We start from the raw sequence: 1,687 nt of genomic DNA, 5'->3' as shown, positions 1-1,687 counted from the left end.
GCCTGGCGTGGGCAAGACCTACGCGATGCTGCAGGCCGCGCATGCCCAGGTGCGACAGGGCGTGAGGGTGCTGGCGGGCATCGTCGAGACGCATGGGCGCAGCGAAACCGAGGCGCTGCTCGGCGGGTTGGCGCAGCAACCACTGCTACGCGCCGAGTACCGTGGCGTGATGCTTGAGGAAATGGACCTGGACGGCCTGCTCAAGGCCGCTCCGCACCTGGCACTGGTGGACGAACTGGCCCACAGCAACGCCCCGGGCAGCCGCCATGCCAAGCGCTGGCAGGACGTGCAGGAGCTGTTGTCGGCTGGTATCGATGTATACACCACGGTCAACGTGCAGCACCTGGAAAGCCTCAATGACCAGGTGCGGGGCATCACCGGCGTACAGGTGCGCGAGACGTTGCCCGACTGGGTGCTGCAGGAAGCCTTCGAGCTGGTGTTGATCGACCTGCCACCGCGCGAGCTGCTTGAGCGCCTGCGCGATGGCAAGGTGTACGTGCCGGAGCAGGCGCGTGCGGCGATCGATGCGTTCTTCACCCAGACCAACCTCACCGCCCTGCGCGAACTGGCCATGCACACCGCTGCGGCCCAGGTCGACGCCGACCTCGCACATGGCTACCGCACCCTTGGCCAGGACGCCCCGGCAGTACGCGGACGGCTGCTGGTGGGCGTGGATGGCGATGCCCAGGCCGAGCGCCTGGTGCGCCACGCCAGCCGGGTGGCGCAGCGCCGCCATCTGCCGTGGAGCCTGGTGCATGTGGACAACGGCCGGCTGCGGGACGAAAACGCGCGTCAGCGCTTGCAGGCGGCCCAGCAACTGGCGGAGCGCCTGGTGGCGAGGTGGTGCTGCTGCGTGCCGGCGAGGTGGCCAACACCCTGATCCAGCATGCCCTGGAGCGACGCGCCAGCCTGGTACTGGTGGGGCAGTCGCGTGATCGCCTGCGCCGGCGCTGGTTTGGCGCGGGGGTGGCTGCGCGCCTGCTGCGCGAGGCACATGGGCTGGAAATCAACGTGCTGGACCGTGACGTCCAGCCCGCACCGGCGCGTGCCCAGGTGGCCGGGCCTGGGCCTGGCGCCACTACCTGCTGGCGCTGCTGGCGACCTTGCTGGCCAGTGCGTTGGCGTGGGGTGTGGCGGGGCTGCTGGCGCTGCCCAACATTTCCCTGGTGTTCCTGGCGGCAGTCCTGCTGGTGGCCGTGCGCAGCAGCCTGGGGCCGGCGCTGGTGTGCGCGGCCATGTCGTTCCTGGCCTATGATTTTCTGTTCATCCCGCCCAGCTTCTCGCTCAGCATCCAGCGCGAGGAAGACGTGCTGACGCTGGTGTTCTTCCTGCTCATGGCGGCGCTGACCGGCAACCTGGCCGCGCGCCAGCGTCGCCAGTTGCAGGCGCTGCGCGAGACCCAGGAGCAGACCGGGCAGTTGCTCGACCTGTCGCGCAAGCTCACGGCGGCCACCGACCGCCAGGCGGTGTTCAGCGCTGCCGGGCAGCACCTGGACGGCTGGAAAGATGTGCAGATGTGCCTGCTGGAGCGCGATGCCGAAGGCCAGTTGCAGGTCGCCAGCGGCGCTGCGCTGCAGTTCAGCACCAACGAGCGGGCTGCGGCCGACTGGGCCTGGCAGCACGATCAGGCCGCGGGCCTGGGCAGCGACACCTTGCCCAACGGGCGCTGGTGGTGGTGGCCGCTGTC

Annotated in this window: 1 pseudogene; it reads left to right on the top strand. The window is 69.7% G+C overall.

Annotation, left to right across the window (positions count from 1 at the left end):
- Positions 1 to 1,687, top strand: a pseudogene (locus G3436_RS26395) (DUF4118 domain-containing protein); the annotation flags it as partial.

This window comes from Pseudomonas brassicae (assembly GCF_010671725.1).
Taxonomy (GTDB): Bacteria; Pseudomonadota; Gammaproteobacteria; order Pseudomonadales; family Pseudomonadaceae; genus Aquipseudomonas; species Aquipseudomonas brassicae.
Note: the sequence above shows the minus strand (reverse complement) of the source record. Positions and strands in the feature narration are given on the sequence as shown.